The organism is Neisseria sp. P0016.S008 (genome assembly GCF_051957775.1).
GTDB lineage: Bacteria > Pseudomonadota > Gammaproteobacteria > Burkholderiales > Neisseriaceae > Neisseria > Neisseria flavescens_B.
In genome coordinates this window covers 1-14680 of the sequence record NZ_JBQCWB010000013.1, presented here as the reverse complement: position 1 = coordinate 14680, position 14680 = coordinate 1, and the positions used below count along the sequence as shown (strand labels likewise).

The following is a 14680-nucleotide window of genomic DNA, read 5'->3' as shown; positions in this document are numbered from 1 at the left end:
GCATCAATCACGGTTTCTTTTACATCATGTCCAAGTGCGGTCAAAACTTCTTTCGCTTTTTTGTGAAGCGTGTGATTCAACTCGCCATGTGAATGTCCGAAATTTTTACCGCCATCTAATAATAAAATATTCATCTTTTGCTCCTAAAATAATAATCCAAAGAGGACTTTATTATGCCGTTTTACTTTATACTTAAAAAGTGCAAAAATAAAAAAACTCTTTTGCGTTAAACAGAATAATAAAATGAAAACAACTTCTGAAGAATTAATAGTATTTGTACAAGTAGTCGAAAATGGCAGTTTTAGCCGAGCAGCCAAGCAGCTAGCGATGGCAAATTCTGCGGTAAGCCGCGTGGTGAAAAGACTAGAAGAGAAATTAGGCGTGAACCTCATCAACCGTACCACGCGACAGCTAAGACTAACAGAAGAAGGTTCGAAATATTTTCGCCAAGTACAGAAAATTCTACAAGAAATGGCGGCGGCAGAAGCTGAAATGCTGGCAGTACACGAAGTACCACAAGGCATACTACGGGTAGATTCTGCTATGCCGATGGTGTTACATCTGCTAGTGCCACTGGCAGCAAAATTCAACGAATGCTATCCACATATTCAACTTTCGCTAGTTTCTTCCGAAGGCTATATCAATCTAATTGAACGCAAAGTCGATATTGCCTTACGAGCTGGAGAATTGGATGATTCAGGGCTGCGTGCCCGTCATTTGTTTGATAGCCACTTCTGTGTAGTCGCCAGTCCAGACTACTTAGTAAAATACGGTACACCACAATCAACTGAAGATCTTGCCAATCATCAATGTTTAGGCTTCACCGAGCCTACTTCTCTAAATACATGGGCGGTTTTAGATGCTCAAGGAAATCCCTATAAAATTTCACCGCACTTTACCGCCAGCAGTGGTGAAATCTTACGATCATTGTGCCTTTCAGGTTGTGGTATTGCTTGTTTATCAGATTTTTTGGTAGACAATGACATCGCTGAAGGAAAATTAATTCCCCTACTTACTGAACAAACCTCCAATAAAACGCTCCCCTTCAATGCTGTTTATTACAGCGATAAAGCCGTCAATCTTCGCCTACGCGTATTTTTAGATTTTTTGGTGGAGGAACTGGGAAAAAATATGAGTGAAAGGAATACAAAATAGGACATTAAGTAGCTTATTTTTCATCGTCAACCAAACAAGCCTTTTCAATTAACTCCCTAACCCAGCGATATGCTGGATCTTTATGGGTCCGTTCGTGCCAAATCAATGTTTTGGTGAAGCCTTGAATTTTAAGAGGTAGTTCAAAGCGTTTGAGATTGTTTAAATGAATAATCAAGCGCTCAGGCATGACGCTAATAAATCGCTTTGCTCCAGCAATTCAGGCAAGACAATAAAGTTTTATACCGACAGGCTGACATTTCTTTGCAGTCCCATCGCTTTCAGGGCTTGGTCGGCGACACCGCTGAAGCGGCCGCCATAATAGGAAATCAAGGCTTGCTCTAACTGGCAAAATTGCTCAAGGGTCAGTTGGGATTGTTGGGCTATTGGGTGATCGTGGCGAACGGTACAAATATAGCGTTCGTCATACAGATTTTTTGCATGAATATCCGGTGCTTGGAAATCAGGTGTTACCAACGCAAAGTCAATTTGGCGCAGTTCAAGCTGATTTTGTACGATGCTTTCGTTAATCGCCAGCACTACCACTTTAATTTTCGGCGCTTGGATTTTAGAAAGCCTGCCGAACAACCGCGTGCATGTATTAACCGAAGAAAGCCAAATCGGCAAACTCGCAAAAGGTTTGGCAGAAACCGTGCCGAATCCAATGGTAAACGGCTATCAAGCATGGTTGGACGGTTTAATAAAAGCGGCGAAAAAATAAAGCAGCCTGCACTTTAAAAAGCAAAGTGCAGGCTGCTTTAGGGTAATGAGCCGTTTATCAATCTAGCTTCACAATTTCTCCGTCTTCCGGAACATTCACACGGCTTTCAATGCCTTGACCGCGTATAAATTTACGCATATCGGCGCGGCTGACGGCGGTATGATTCACGGTATCCATGTGTACGGTGATGATTTTGGCTTTAGGCATGACTTGGCTGGCTTTTAATACATCAGCCGTCCCCATAATAATGCCGTCTGAAATACCTGAAATCAGCGCGTAGCCCGTGTTCATAATCAGATAATCGGGTTTGTAACGGTTCAATGCTTTGTTTACATCTGCCGTCCACACAGTATCACCCATAATATAAGCGGTTTTGTGTCCGTTGCTTTGGAATACCACACCCATTGCATCACCTAAGATTTCGGCTAGCTGAGGGTTGGCATACATGGCTTCTGTACCATGTACGCCGCCGGTTTTGCTGATGGTTACGCCGTTGAAGACAGCGCTGCCGTTCAACACGCGTACATCAGTAAAGCCTTGGCTGCGGATTTTTGCCGCGTCGGCTTGGTGTTGCACATATACGGGCAGGTTTTTCGGAATGGAACGTGCGGCGGTTTCGTCCCAATGGTCTTCGTGAGTATGGGTAACGATAACTGCATCCACACCGTCCAAAATTTTATTCACGCTCATCGGCAGCCCGACCAGCGGCATTTTGGCTTGTCTGTTGAACGTGCCGGCAAAGCCGTTCATGGAGTGCTTGGGTGCGAAAAACGGGTCAATCAAAAACGTCTGCCCCGCATATTCGACCTTGGCGGTAGCGTTACGGATATGTTGGTATGAATCGTCTGCCCAGGCGGAAAAGGCTGTCGCGCCCAAAACAGTGGCAAGAATAAATTGCTTGAATTTCATGATGTTGCTCCTTAAAAAATCATGGAGCGTATTTTAAGCAGCAGGTGTATCGGCTAAAATAGGCAATATTGCCAATAAACGCAAGGATAGTGCCAAAATGTCGTCTGAAAACGAGCGTAACGAGTTTCGCCAAAATCAAACTGCCCCCAAAATCGTGCTATATGCTCAATCGGGCATAAATGATTTTGTCTTCAACATTCCCTTTTCTGTTTTTCAGACGACCTATCGGAACAATCCGCTCTTTGACCTGAAAATCTGTTCCGATAACAGCAAAGACGCCATCACAGCACTGGGCGCAAGCATTCCCGTACACGGCGGCTTGGATTTGACGGAAGAAGCCGACATCATCGTCATCGCAGGCTGGCGCAATATTGAAGAAGCCCCGACCCCCGAGTTGAGCGCACATTTACAAAAAGCAGTACAACGTGGTGCACATATCACCGCCCTATGTTATGGCACTTACGCCCTTGCCTACGCAGGACTTTTAGACGGCAGAACCGCTGCCACCCACTGGCTTGCCGAAGACGACTTTGTCCGCCGTTTCCCTAAAATTCATCTGGATACCAACCGCCTATATGCGGAAGACGGCAACTTTTTAACATCGGCAGGTGCGGCGGGCGGGCTGGATTGCTGCCTGTACCTCGTCCGCAAAATCCACGGTGCAACCGTTGCTAACGACCTTGCCCGTACCTTGGTTGCGGCACCACACCGCGAAGGCGGGCAGGCACAGTTTATTCACCGACCTGTCGAACGTCGTACCGCCGATGACAAAATCAATCACTTATTGGACGAACTGCGCCAAAACCTTGCCACCTCATACCGCTTGGACGATTTGGCAAAAAAATTAGCTGTTTCCCGTCGTACCTTTATCCGCCATTTTTCTCAAGCCACAGGCATGAATTTCGGTGAATGGCTCACCACAGAGCGGCTATGGCAGGTGCAGGATTTATTGGAAAATACGGATTTGCCGATAGAACGCATCGCCGAACAAAGCGGCTTCGGCAGTGCGGCAAACCTACGTTTGCAGTTTAAAGCCAAGTTTAAAATCAATCCAAATGCCTGGCGGAAAGTATTTGGCAGATAGCTCGCGTTAGTTAATCCAAGATACCTGGGTACAGGCTGCTTTTGAGGTCGTCTGAAAACCCAAAAAGCAGCCTATACTTTTCAGACGACCTCAACAGGTAAACCCTTCCCACCCTTACCCACACCAATAATTTCCATCTAATTTTCCTCACATAATGCGAAAAGCCTGCCGCAACCGTCCGCTGTCGGAAGCGCAAACCAAACGCAACCGATATTTGTCGAAGACCCGTTATGTGGTCGAACAAAGCTTTGGTACGTTGCACCGTAAATTCCGCTATGCGCGGGCAGCCTATTTTGGTCTGTGTAAAGTGAGTGCGCAAAGCCATCTGAAGGCGATGTGTTTGAACCTATTGAAAGCCGCCAACAGGCTAAGTGCGCCTGTTGCTGCCTAAAAGGCGGTTGGATGCCTGATTAATCAGGTATCCAAGAGGGATTAAGGGGGTATTTGAGTAGAATCAGTGGATATTTGAAACAAAAACAGCCGAAAACCTGTGTTTAGGTTTCGACTGTCGGGGGAAAAGGAATTTTGCAAAGGTCTCAGTCTATACATCTGTGCAAAGCAAACTGCAATCGGCGCTAGCTGGACGCTCTTGCTCTTATCTTATAAACAGCGTTTGTGATCCCTATTTGAAAAACTGTCGATTGGTGGAACTCTTCCCTGAAATTGAAAAGCAAAAATGGCAGCTTTATTTATATCGACCATACAAATGATTGTTGCCGAGCGAGTGGTGTGGGTGTATAACAAGTTGAAGGAGATTTTGTTGTCGAAAATGGTTTAGGCATAAAACATGGCGAGATGATCTCGCCATGTTTTTATCACGATTGCTTATCCACAATCGATTTTAACATCGTATAAGATTGGGCTTGTTTTTGTTCATCAAAAATATAGCTCCCCGCCATAATTTTATCAAAATGCACCTGTTTACGCAGTTGTTTGAGCAAGCCTAGCTTGGGTTGAGACCCAACAAACCGTTTCATTTTTCTAAAGCATTTGATTTATTAACCAAGCCTACCTACTGCTTTTTAGGGTTTCAGACGACCTCTTTAAACCATGAGGTTGTCTGAAAAGCAAAAAACAGCCTGCAACTTCATTAATTCAGTGGTAGAGTCACAGTAAAATTAAGCAGCTTAAAACCTATTGATTTTATACTAAAAATTGGAGTACTATGAGCACACTCTCTTGAGTATCATTAATTCTCATTTGACATATAGGAACAAAACAGCGGAATTTGTAGAAGAATAGGGAAAAGGAAATTAATTTATATTATGTTAAATTAATAATACTAGTATTTTAGTCTGATAATTCCTGTTTCGCTCAGTAGTACAATAACTTACAAAATTCAAAAGTAAAAGGCCGTCTGAAAATTTCAGACGGCCTTTTTGTTTATATTCCTCAGCCTTTTTCTCAACAAATCCCTTGTGAGACCTTTGCAAAATTCCCCAAAATCCCCTAAATTCCCACCAAGACATTTAGGGGATTTTCCATGACCACCTTCTTCCAGCAAACTGCCCAAGCCATGATCGCCAAACACATCGACCGTTTCCCACTATATTAGAAGTTGGATCAGGTGATTGATTGGCAACCGATCGAACAATACCTGAATCGTCAAAGAACCCGTTACCTCCGAGACCACCGCGGTCGTCCCGCCTATCCCCTGTTGTCCATGTTCAAAGCCGTCCTGCTCGGCCAATGGCACAGCCTCTCCGATCCCGAACTCGAACACAGCCTCATCACCCGCATCGACTTCAACCTGTTTTGCCGTTTTGACGAACTGAGCATCCCCGATTACAGCACCTTATGCCGCTACCGCAACTGGCTGGCGCAAGACAACACCCTGTCCGAACTGCTGGAACTGATTAACTGCCAACTGACCGAAAAAAAACTAAAAGTAGAGAAAGCATCCGCCGCCGTCATTGACGCCACCATTATTTAGACTGCCGGCAGCAAATAGCGTCAGGCCATAGAAGTTGATGAAGAAGGACAAGTCAGCGGTCAAACCACACCGAGCAAAGATAAAGATACCCGCTGGACAAAGAAAAACGGACTCTACAAACTCGGTTACAAACAACATACCCGTACCGATGCGGAAAACTATATCGAGAAACTGCACATCACCCCCGCCAATACCCATGAGTGCAACCACCTGTCGCCTTTGCTGGAAGGCATTGCCGAAGGTACGACCGTCTATGCCGACAAAGGCTATGACAATAAGGAAAAACGGCAACATTTGGAAGAGCATCAGTTGTTGGACGGTATTATGCGCAAAGCCCACCGCAACCATCCGCTGACGGAAGCGCAAACGAAGCGCAATCAACATCATGCCGCCGCCCGACTGGCCGGTGGTGTAGAGCCGTTTGCTGTCGATGGGTAACTTGGTTTTCAAGTGTTTGATTAGGTTGATAGTGGCATCGAGATAGTTGGACGCGGTGCTGGTATCGTCCACAATAATTTCGTCAAACTCGGGCGCAATCACAAAGCAGGGATGCTGCGCCTGAAATTCGGGTGACGCCCACGCAATCGCGCCGTTGCCCTGATACAGCGGTACTTTGCGCCACATAAACGCACTCCACCGTGCGCCCCGCCACGCCGTATTGCGACGGCTCAAGCACGGCGGCAGACACATCGGCGCGGTACTTCACCGCCACCGCCACCAGCCGCATCCCGTCGCCAAATACGCAGGTTACGGCGGCGGCCGATTCGACGGCATTATCCAACGCGCCGCCCAACGCAGCGCAGCCGCCCACGGTAAGCAACACGGTCGCGCTGGCGGTAGACAATAAAAATTCACGGCGGGTAGGCATGGGAACTCCAATCGGTTCAAACGGGAAAGGCCGCCTTTTAGCACGCTTTGCGGCGTGTCTCAACCGCAGGCCGTCCGCTGGAGCACAAACGGAAAAGGCCGTCTGTCTGAACAGCCGTTTCAGACGGCCTTTGCGCGCTCGGGCTGCGTCATGAGGCCGTCTGAAAGCAAGGCTTCAAAGAAATGAAACCGCATGCCTGCGGGTTCGGCCGTTTTCACGCCGTTGACGCTTCGCTTTCAGACGGCCTCTGCGTGCTTCTGTAAAACAAATTCAAACAAAACTTATAAAAACAATGAGGAACAAGTATAATCGCTATCGTTTTCAACTTTAACCACCACCAAGGACATCCTTATGAAATACCCGAAAGGCCGTCCCACTCTGCTCGCGCTGGCGCTGATGCCGCTGTTTGCCTTTGCCGAAGACGAAGCCACCTTGGATACGGTCACCGTTACCGGCACAAAACCCGCCACGCTCAACCAAGGCTATTCCACCGGCGGCACCTACGCCCCGCTGGGCATCGCCATAACCCTGCGCGAAACGCCGCAGAGCGTGAGCGTAACCACCTCTAAACAGATGGAAGACTGGAAACTCGACAGCCTGCGCAAAGTGATGGAGCAGGCCAACGGCGTAACCGTCAAAAGCGGCAGCGGCGGCAGCGACCGCTATGCCGGCCTGCACTCGCGCGGCATGGAAGTGAAAAACTTCCAGATGGACGGCGTACCCTACCGCAGCTCCGGTTTCAGCAAAGACTCGTGGACAGGTTGGGGCGGCGTGGATACCCGTGCGCTCGACCGCGTGGAAGTGCTGCGCGGCGCGTCTGCCCTCTTGGGCGGCACGGGCGACCCCTCCGCGCAGGTGAGCCTGGTGCGCAAACGTCCGACCAAAGACTTCAAAGCCGAAATCGGCACCGAAGCCGGCAACCACAGCCGCCGGGGCGTGAGCGGCGATGTTTCAGGCAGCCTGAACGCCAGCAGCAGCCTGCGCGCTCGCATCGTGGCGGGGCATGACCGCAGCGGCTATCAAATTGAAGACGCGAAAATGCGCAACAGCAGCCTCTATGCCGTGGCCGAATGGGATGCCGCCCCCGCCACCACCTTCTCCGTCGGCACCCAGCTGCAAAACCGCCGCGAAACCGACACCCCCATCTTCCTGCCCACCGCCTACGACAGCGAAGGCTACCCGCTGAAAAACGAAATCAGCCGCCGCGCCAACAATTCACCTAAAGGCACATCCTACAAATACAGCAGCCGCAACGTGTTCGCCGAAGTACGCCACCGCTTCTCACCCGATTGGAAAACCAAGCTCGAATACAACTGGACGCGCAACACCATACACGACCGGCAGGGCTACGCGGCGATGAAAACCGACCACGACACCCGCCAAATCGACCTGCTCGAAACCGATTCCGGCGAAAAAAGCACCACCCATAGCTTCGTCGCCTCGGTGGACGGCAAATACAACCTTCTCGGTCGCAAACACGACATCCTGTTCGGCATCAGCGGCTTCAACACCAAAAACCGCGCCCCCAGCCGCTTTGCCCGTTACGACAACGCCTTCGGCCTGCATGACTTCCTGAACGACCACAGCCTGCGCCCCGCCACCCCCGCCGACTACGAATACACCGCCGACGACGACATCCAAGCCCGCCAGTTCGGCGGCTACTTCGCCACCCGCTTCCGCCCCACCGAGCGCCTCGCCCTGATCGGCGGCGCACGGTACAGCCGCATCACCATGCAGAAAGCCGAACACGTTGAAGGCACAAACGAAAAAGTAAACCGCAGCAAAGCCACCCCCTACATCGGCGCCGTGTATGACCTCACCGACCAACTCTCCGCCTACACCAGCTACGGCACCTCCTTCGAGCCCGTGTTCGACAAAGGCCAAGACGGACGATTCCTCAAGCCCACCACCGGCCGCAACATCGAAGTTGGCCTCAAAGGCGAATTTTTCGACCAACGCCTCAACGTCTCCGCCGCCCTCTTTGACACCCGTAAAAATGGCATGCCAAAATACGTGGAAAGCGGCGACTACTACGTCTCCGAAGACAACATCCGCACACGCGGCTTTGAAACTGAAGCCGCCGGCCGCATTAACGACAACTGGTTCGTCAGCGCAGGCTACACCGTGCAAAACCGCAAAGGCGGCGAAGACTCCTACGAAGCCGACCTGCCGCGCCACCAAATCAAACTCGCCACCACCTATGATTTGAACGAGCGTCTCACCCTCGGCGGCAGCCTGCGCTGGCAGAGTAAAACCAGCAACATCAACAAAAGCGCGCTGGCCGACGAAAACGACGCTCCCTCGCTCGAACGCGCCCGCAAGTCTGCCACCCAGAAAGCTTACACCCTGGTTGACCTGATGGCCGCCTACCGCATCGGCAAAAACTCCGAAGCCACCTTAAACGTCAACAACGTCTTCAACACCCGCTACCGTACGCTTTCCACCTTCCTCGCCTACGGCGAAGCGCGCAGCGCAGTGTTGGGCTTCAAATACCGCTTTTAAATGGGCACAGCCAACCAACCTGGCTTACGGCTGGAAAGAGTCGAATTTAGGCAGCAGCTATGAGATGGTTCTAACTGAAGAATCACTGAATCGCCCGACATTGGATTGAGCAGACGTACCGAACAACGAGAACCTGCTCGGACAACGGCATTACCGCCGCTGCCGCACCCACTGTCTACAACATTGAGGTCGAGGATTACCACACCTATTGCGTCGATTATCAATGTATCCTGGCGCATAACCAGAATTTATGTCGCCCTGCGATGCACGCAGTTTCCGAACTCATTGCAGATGATGGCGTAGCGGGTAACGCGTCCAACCAAGGTCAATAATGCACTTTTCTGTCCTTTGCCGACGATGGTGTCGGCTTCCCAATCGCCGATGCGGGTTTTTTGGTCGACGACGGCGGGTCGGTTTTCTCTACCGACGCGGTTGGGCACTTTGCCTCTGGTCTATGTGCTGCCGTAGCGTTTGCGGTAGGTTTTGCTGCATATTCTGAGGTGTTGCCACAAGGTGCCGCCATTGCTTTTGTCTTGGCCGAAGGTAGCGGTAAACGGTGCTGTGATGGAGTGTGATCCGGTGGTGTTTATGCAGGTAGGCGCATACTTGTTCGGGACTGAGTTTGCGGCGGATAAGGGTGTCGATGTACTGAATCAGCTGCGAATCGAGCTTGTAAGGTTTTCGCCGGCGCTGTTTGGTCAGCCGGCTTTGCCGTTGTGATTTTTCGGCGCTGTATTGCTGCCCTTGGGTACGGTGCCGTTTGATTTCGCGGCTGATGGTGCTTTTGTGGCGATTAAGCTGTTTGGCGATTTCGGCGATGGTGCAGTGGCGGGACAGGTATTGGATGTGGTATCGTTCGTCTTGGGTCAGTTGCATGTAGCTCATGGCAATCTTTCTTGCAGGAAAGGCCGTATGCTACCGCATACTGGCCTTGAACTGCACCCCAAAAGTTGGACACATCCCCTCCAACTCACAAGGTGCAGTTTTTTTATGAGCAAATATACATTACACTTCAAATACCAAGCCGTACTCTACTACCTGCATATACGCAGCCAACAGCGTACCGCAGACCACTACGGCATCTCCCGAACCTACCTGCGACGATGGATACGCGCCTACCCATGAAAAAAAACCTCATCCTCCCTCTCCTACTCGCCCTATCCCTCCCCGCCCTCGCCGACCCCATCGACGACTTCGCCCAAGCCGAGCTTGAGCGGCAAAAAATCCCCGGCCTTGCCGTCGGCATCTACCGCAACGGTAACATCGTCAAACAACAAGGCTACGGGCTGGCAAACGTAGAACACCAAATCCCCGTCTCTGCCGACACCGTGTTTCAGACGGCCTCCATCGGCAAAATGTTCGCCGCTGCCGTCGTGATGCTGTTGGTGGAAGACGGTAAAATCCACCTCGACCAATCCGTGCGTGCCTACCTGCCCGAAGCGCCCAAAAGCTGGCAGCCCATCACCATCCGCCACCTGCTCAACCACACTGGCGGCATCGGCAACACTGAAACCGACTGGCAGCAAAACAGCAGCGAAAAACAAATGCTGCGCCGCATCTACACCGCCCCGCTGCAATTCAAACTAGGCAGCCGCTGGGCATACAGCAACAACGGCTACGCCGTCCTCGGCGCCGTCATCACCCGCGTCTCCGGCAAACACTACGGCGAAATCCTGCAAGAGCGCGTGTTCGCCCCGCTGGGCATGACTTCCGCCCGCGTGATCAGCGAGCGCGACATCGTCCCCCACCGCGCCGCAGGTTATGAGCTTGACGACGCCGACGGCAGCCTGAAAAACCAAGAATGGGTCGCCCCCTACCACAACCAAACCGCCGACGGCTCGCTCTATCTCACGCTACACGACTACCGCCGCTGGCTCGCCGCCGTAGAAGCACGCCAAATCCTCAAGCCCGAATCCTGGCGCGAAATCTTCACCCCCGCCCGCCTCAACAACGGCGACAGCTACCCCTACGGCTTCGGCTGGTCGCTCGTCCCCGCTCCCGACGGCAGCCCCATGAGCGGCCACCCCGGCGCATGGCAGGGCTTCAGCACCGAGCTGCGCCGCTACGAAGGCGACGGCACCGATATTGTCGTGTTAACCAATTTGGCAGGCGTAGATACTGAAGCCATCATTGAAGGCATCGCCGCGCGTACCAACCCGCGCTACCAAAAAACCCACGTCCCCATCCCCGACCAACACCCCGCCCTCACCCGCAACTTCGAGCGCGTCCTGCTGCTCATCAAACAAAACAAACCGCATCCCGCCGTACCCAAAGGCCGTCTGAAAGACCTGCACGCCAAATTTGCCGACGCAGGCAAGTGCCAAGCTCTGCCCACCCGCCACCAAAACAACGGCGACATCCAAGAGCGAGACTACCGCGTAGTCTGCGAAAAACGCATATTTGAAGGCAACGCCGATTTTGTCAAAGGCAAAACCGTGCGGCTGTGGCTGGAAGAAACGGTGGATGATGCGGGGACGAAACCGTAAGTCGAGCATAAATGCACGACCTACCAACTCATACGTTATTTTGATTGGGAATTTGAAGATTACACAGCCTGAAAAGAACACCCCAAGTCCGCCATCCATCTCTACCACCCGCTGAACACCCTCAAACCCTTCGATCAAAACATCTGGATTACCGACGGCGGCAAAATCTGTATGGCGTTTCCGCTCGGCGTCAAAATTCCGTTCAGCACCCGCATGGCCGTGGTGCGGCTCGCGGATGGCGGTTTGTGGTGCCACTCGCCCATCGACCCAGCGCCCGAGTTGTTCGCGCAAATCGACGCGCTGGGCGAAGTAAGGCATTTGGTCTCGCCCAACAAAATCCATTACGCTCACATTAGCGCATGGCAGGCACGCTATCCGCAGGCACTGGTGTGGGCAAGTGCTGGCGTGCGCGAACGGGCGGCGGAGCAGGGCATCGCCATCGCGTTTGACGACGATATAAATAGCCCGATTTCGTCCAATATTGCAGGCATGTGCTTGCAGATTTTCCGCTGACAAATGAACTGGCCCCCAAATCTTGGACGCTCATAAAAGCCTATTCAGGCGCTCTGTGTAAGCTGGGTTCTGTATGCGACAGGACTCAGCTTTTTCAATTTCAAACTGCAACGCTCCCGGTTGTAGTAATCCATATAATCATCTATCTGTTTCATCAATTCGTCCACCGTCAATTCTCCTGCGTTATAGAAACACTCCGTCTTCAACACCGCAAAGAAACTCTCCATCGGTGCATTGTCCCAAAAATTCGCCTTTCGCGACATGCTTTGAACCATGGAATGTTGGGCAAGCAATTCCCTATACCCCGCCGTACGGTACAGCACGCCTTGGTCAGAATGAAGCATTGTTCCTTTATCAGTCAGCCGGGGTGCGGCTTTTTCGAGCATTTCCTTCACCATTTCACTGTCGGCTCTGCGGCTCATGGCGTAGGCGACGATCTCGCGGTTGAACAAATCCAAGATCGGCGAGAGGTACAGTTTGCCGTCCTTTCCTTTGAGTTCGGTCACGTCTATCAGCCATTTTTCGTTGAGCTTTTTGGCTGTGAACCGACGTTTGAGGAGGTATTCCGATATTTCGCCCATGGCGGGATGGCGGTAGGCTTTTTTCGCCCGTATGAGTGCTTTCAGTCCTAGCTGTCTCATCAACCGCGCCACTTTTTTGCGGTTCCAACCCAATGCTGCGGCAATGCGCCTTTGCCCGTATCGTCCTTTATGCCGCCGGTAGGTTTCGACGAGGAGGGCTTTGTCGGCTTCATCGGGGTCGGGTCGGTCTTGGTGGTGGTAGTAAAAGCTGCTTTTGGGCAGGTTTGCGATGTGTAGCAGGTATTTGAGCGGGTGTTGCGCCCTCAGTGTTTGGACGGTTTGGCTTTGTTCTTTTCGGTCCGCTTTTTGCTGAGGGCTTTTAACTCCTTTAGGTAGGCAACCTTTGCGCGCATATAGCACAACTCTTCGATAAGCTCTGCCTGTGTTTTTTCGTGGTCGGGTTTGTCGGCGATGAAGGAGTTTTTGCGGTGGTCGGTCATGGTTTTGGATTGGGGATGTTCGAGTGCGCCGATGCCGCCTTCTTGATAGGCGCGTATCCATCGTCGTAGGTGGGTTCGGGAGATGCCGTAGTGGTCTGCGGTACGCTGTTAGCTGCGTATATGCAGGTAGTAGAGTACGGCTTGGTATTTGAAGTGTAATGTATATTTGCTCATAAAAAAACTGCACCTTGTGAGTTGGAGGGGATGTGTCCAACTTTTGGGGTGCAGTTCAAAACGAAGAAGTTTCAGACGGCCTCGAAGAGGAAACCGGATTCGTTTGGGATGGCAGCCATTTGCTGCAGGAAGTCCACCCGGACGGCAGGTATACCTATCTCTACACCGACCAAGACTCCTACGAACCGCTGGCACAGGTCCGCAATTGGACAACCGAAGACGGCGAAAGCAGACAACAAATCCACTACTTCCACTGCGACCAAATCGGCATCCCGAGAGAGATGACCGATAAGGACGGCAATCTGGTTTGGTTCGGCTATTATTACGGTTGGGGCAAACTGAAGAGCGAAACCAACATATCCGGCACTGCTCACCAACCCTTCCGCCTGCAAAACCAGTATTGCGACCGTGAGACGGGGCTGCATTACAACTTCTTCAGGTACTATGAGCCGGATGCGGGTCGGTTTGTGAATCAGGATCCGATTGGGCTGGAAGGTGGTAGTAATTTATATAGGTTTGCACCAAATACTGTTTCATGGACTGATCCATTTGGATTATTCGGCTTCGCAGGAACTATTTCCAGCCCTGGTGGCTTTGGCAGTTCAGTAGCGACTACTGGCCGTCAGAGTGCAGCGACTGCTAATAATGCAGCGGCTGCGATTGTTGCATCCCAGTCAAAATCACATACTGCTGTTGGGCGATGCAATAAAGATGAAAAAGACCCTTGTTCACAATTTCCCACAAAAAATGCTGCAAGAATTATTGCTTTAAAAGAAGCTGGTATTCCAACAAGTTCAACCCCTATTGCACAAAATATAACACCTAACTGGGAACAATATATGTATAAAAATCCAAATGGTTCACGAACACCACTCATTGTTTCACACCATCCTTCTGATGCAAAACATCCTTGTCCGCACTGGCATGTAGGTACTGCCAAAATGGATGGAAATCTTGTTCAAAAAAGAAATAATGGGAATGGTACATTTTCTTGGAAGTACTACAAAGATAATGTAACCGTACAACATAGGAAATAGTATCATGACAACTTTAAAAGATAGGATTTTTACTTTAAAACAGAATAATTTAATGAAAAAAATGAAAGAAACTCATTTTTTAAATAATTTAATTTCAGATTCTGAAAAATTTATTCCATATCCACTCTCATGTGAAATAATAAATCGTACTTTCACTTCCTACAGAAATATAGAATTATTAAAAGATAATTTTAGTTTATCGATAAAAAAGGAAATATTAAATTTTTTTGTACCAGAGGAAAATGATATTGCTTATGTGTACTTTTATGGAGGAATAAAT

14 protein-coding genes and 5 pseudogenes are annotated in these 14680 nt (G+C 50.5%); 12 read left to right on the top strand and 7 right to left on the bottom strand.

Annotated features, from left to right (window positions below; genetic code table 11):
* Positions 1–134 (bottom strand): annotated as a pseudogene (locus tag ACTHS8_RS10660) (NADPH quinone reductase MdaB); the annotation flags it as partial.
* Between the two features lie 109 nt (positions 135–243).
* On the opposite strand from ACTHS8_RS10660, the gene yafC reads away from it, so the two are divergent.
* Positions 244–1155 carry a DNA-binding transcriptional regulator YafC gene (gene yafC / locus ACTHS8_RS10655; protein ID WP_440373694.1) on the top strand — a complete coding sequence of 304 codons (912 nt, stop codon included), beginning with the start codon at positions 244–246 and terminating at the stop codon, positions 1153–1155.
* 237 nt (positions 1156–1392) lie between these two features.
* Here yafC and ACTHS8_RS10650 read toward each other — a convergent pair whose 3' ends face one another.
* Positions 1393–1692 carry a LysR substrate-binding domain-containing protein gene (locus ACTHS8_RS10650; protein WP_283129689.1) on the bottom strand — a complete coding sequence of 100 codons (300 nt, stop codon included), beginning with the start codon at positions 1690–1692 and terminating at the stop codon, positions 1393–1395.
* Here ACTHS8_RS10650 and ACTHS8_RS10645 point away from each other — a divergent pair.
* A complete protein-coding gene (locus ACTHS8_RS10645; RefSeq protein WP_070591099.1) occupies positions 1670–1873 on the top strand; it encodes a hypothetical protein in 204 nt (67 codons plus the stop codon). The two genes, ACTHS8_RS10650 and ACTHS8_RS10645, sit on opposite strands and share 23 nt — an antisense overlap.
* A gap of 57 nt (positions 1874–1930) precedes the next feature.
* Here ACTHS8_RS10645 and ACTHS8_RS10640 read toward each other — a convergent pair whose 3' ends face one another.
* Positions 1931–2782, bottom strand: a complete 852-nt coding sequence (locus ACTHS8_RS10640; RefSeq protein WP_440373693.1) for an MBL fold metallo-hydrolase — start codon at positions 2780–2782, stop codon at positions 1931–1933.
* Positions 2783–2879: 97 nt separating this feature from the next.
* On the opposite strand from ACTHS8_RS10640, the gene ACTHS8_RS10635 reads away from it, so the two are divergent.
* From ACTHS8_RS10635 to ACTHS8_RS10625, 3 genes and pseudogenes are all read left to right on the top strand, one after another.
* Positions 2880–3866, top strand: a complete 987-nt coding sequence (locus ACTHS8_RS10635; RefSeq protein WP_440373692.1) for a GlxA family transcriptional regulator — start codon at positions 2880–2882, stop codon at positions 3864–3866.
* 151 nt (positions 3867–4017) lie between these two features.
* Positions 4018–4257 (top strand): annotated as a pseudogene (locus tag ACTHS8_RS10630) (transposase); the annotation flags it as partial.
* 1092 nt (positions 4258–5349) lie between these two features.
* Positions 5350–6198 (top strand): annotated as a pseudogene (locus ACTHS8_RS10625) (IS5 family transposase); the annotation flags it as partial.
* 121 nt (positions 6199–6319) lie between these two features.
* Here the strand turns inward: ACTHS8_RS10625 and ACTHS8_RS10620 are convergent.
* Entirely contained in the window at positions 6320–6667 is a 348-nt protein-coding gene (locus ACTHS8_RS10620) for a hypothetical protein (protein WP_440373691.1), read from the bottom strand.
* A 351-nt stretch (positions 6668–7018) separates the two neighbouring features.
* Here ACTHS8_RS10620 and ACTHS8_RS10615 point away from each other — a divergent pair, with 351 nt between their 5' ends.
* Together ACTHS8_RS10615 and ACTHS8_RS10610 are read left to right on the top strand one after the other, a co-directional pair.
* Positions 7019–9169 carry a TonB-dependent siderophore receptor gene (locus ACTHS8_RS10615; RefSeq protein WP_440373690.1) on the top strand — a complete coding sequence of 717 codons (2151 nt, stop codon included), beginning with the start codon at positions 7019–7021 and terminating at the stop codon, positions 9167–9169.
* A gap of 89 nt (positions 9170–9258) precedes the next feature.
* A complete protein-coding gene (locus ACTHS8_RS10610; RefSeq protein ID WP_440373696.1) occupies positions 9259–9501 on the top strand; it encodes a hypothetical protein in 243 nt (80 codons plus the stop codon).
* Here the strand turns inward: ACTHS8_RS10610 and ACTHS8_RS10605 are convergent.
* Positions 9457–10045, bottom strand: a pseudogene (locus ACTHS8_RS10605) (IS30 family transposase); the annotation flags it as partial. The gene ACTHS8_RS10610 and the pseudogene ACTHS8_RS10605 sit on opposite strands and share 45 nt — an antisense overlap.
* 114 nt (positions 10046–10159) lie before the next feature.
* Here ACTHS8_RS10605 and ACTHS8_RS10600 point away from each other — a divergent pair.
* From ACTHS8_RS10600 to ACTHS8_RS10590, 3 genes are all read left to right on the top strand, one after another.
* Positions 10160–10294, top strand: a complete 135-nt coding sequence (locus ACTHS8_RS10600; RefSeq protein WP_440373689.1) for a helix-turn-helix domain-containing protein — start codon at positions 10160–10162, stop codon at positions 10292–10294.
* Positions 10291–11655 (top strand): serine hydrolase domain-containing protein, encoded by a 1365-nt coding sequence (locus ACTHS8_RS10595; RefSeq protein ID WP_150538111.1) that lies wholly within the window; start codon positions 10291–10293, stop codon positions 11653–11655. Before ACTHS8_RS10600 ends, ACTHS8_RS10595 begins: the two co-directional genes overlap by 4 nt.
* Before the next feature lie 171 nt (positions 11656–11826).
* On the top strand, positions 11827–12168 hold the full coding sequence (locus tag ACTHS8_RS10590; RefSeq protein WP_440373688.1) for a DUF4336 domain-containing protein: 342 nt from the start codon (positions 11827–11829) through the stop codon (positions 12166–12168).
* A 44-nt stretch (positions 12169–12212) separates the two neighbouring features.
* Here ACTHS8_RS10590 and ACTHS8_RS10585 read toward each other — a convergent pair whose 3' ends face one another.
* Together ACTHS8_RS10585 and ACTHS8_RS10580 are read right to left on the bottom strand one after the other, a co-directional pair.
* Positions 12213–13109: an IS3 family transposase gene (locus ACTHS8_RS10585; protein ID WP_440373687.1), complete on the bottom strand. Its 897-nt coding sequence runs from the start codon at positions 13107–13109 to the stop codon at positions 12213–12215.
* On the bottom strand, positions 13013–13273 hold the full coding sequence (locus tag ACTHS8_RS10580; RefSeq protein ID WP_440373695.1) for a helix-turn-helix domain-containing protein: 261 nt from the start codon (positions 13271–13273) through the stop codon (positions 13013–13015). The genes ACTHS8_RS10585 and ACTHS8_RS10580 overlap by 97 nt, the downstream gene beginning before the upstream one ends.
* A 122-nt stretch (positions 13274–13395) precedes the next feature.
* Here ACTHS8_RS10580 and ACTHS8_RS10575 point away from each other — a divergent pair, with 122 nt between their 5' ends.
* Entirely contained in the window at positions 13396–14400 is a 1005-nt protein-coding gene (locus ACTHS8_RS10575; RefSeq protein WP_440373686.1) for an RHS repeat domain-containing protein, read from the top strand.
* A 4-nt stretch (positions 14401–14404) separates the two neighbouring features.
* A pseudogene (locus ACTHS8_RS10570) lies at positions 14405–14680 on the top strand (hypothetical protein); the annotation flags it as partial.